Below are 986 nucleotides of genomic sequence, written 5' to 3'. Positions count from 1 at the left end.
GTGATGAACCTTGTAAGTATTTTTCGTTCTTATGCTTATATTTGCTGGTATTTTTATAGAGAGGAAAGAACATGGATCTTATCACAAGTGAGGCTGTCCGTAACGTATTACGTACAATCAAAGGACCAGATCTTGAAAGCGATATTGTGTCGTTGGGTCTTCTTTCAGAAATATTAATTGCTGATGGTAAGGTTTTCTTTTCCATTACAGTTCCTGATGGAGGTGTGCAAGAATGGGAATCATTGCGTCGTTCTGCTGAAAAGGTGGTATGTGCTTTGGAGGGAGTGAAATCTGCTGTTGTTACACTTACAGCAGAAAAAATAACAAAGACAGCACCTAGTCGAAGAGCAAATCTCTTACCGATCAAAATGCCCATAGAAGGTGTGCGGCATGTGATTGCTGTTGCTTCTGGAAAAGGAGGGGTCGGAAAATCTACGATGGCAATAAATATCGCCTTAGCTTTACAAGATTCTGGTTTCAAGACGGGGGTGATGGATGCTGATATTTATGGTCCTTCGTTGCCACGTTTGACAGGACTTGTTAATCAAAAACCACAGCTTATTGGAGAAAAAAAGATTCAACCTCTTGAAAAATTTGGACTTAAATTGATGTCGATGGGATTTTTGGTTGAGGAAGAAAAGCCGGTAGTATGGCGTGGTCCTATGGTTATGGCAGCTGTAACGCAATTGTTACGAGATGTTGTATGGGGGCCTCTGGACGTTTTAGTCGTTGATATGCCGCCCGGTACAGGGGATGCACAATTAACGCTTGCCCAACAGGTACAATTAACAGGTGCGTTGGTTGTCTCTACGCCCCAAGATCTTGCTTTAGTGGATGCACGTAAAGCAATAGAAATGTTCATGAAAGTTAATGTTCCTATTTTAGGACTCATTGAGAATATGAGTTATTTTATCGCTCCTGATACGGGAAAACGCTATGATATTTTTGGCTATGGTGGTGCACGGGCAGAAGCGGAACGTCGAGAA

1 protein-coding gene is annotated in these 986 nt (G+C 41.9%); it reads left to right on the top strand.

The features are described from left to right. Nucleotides 1-71: 71 nt before the first annotated feature. A partial coding sequence (locus ACFIL8_RS11050) for an Mrp/NBP35 family ATP-binding protein (protein WP_375689835.1) occupies nucleotides 72-986 on the top strand: 915 nt, incomplete at its 3' end.

The sequence above is a fragment of the Bartonella sp. AP57NXGY genome (genome assembly GCF_042195805.1).
Lineage (GTDB): Bacteria > Pseudomonadota > Alphaproteobacteria > Rhizobiales > Rhizobiaceae > Bartonella.
This window is presented reverse-complemented; position numbering and strand designations above follow the sequence as displayed.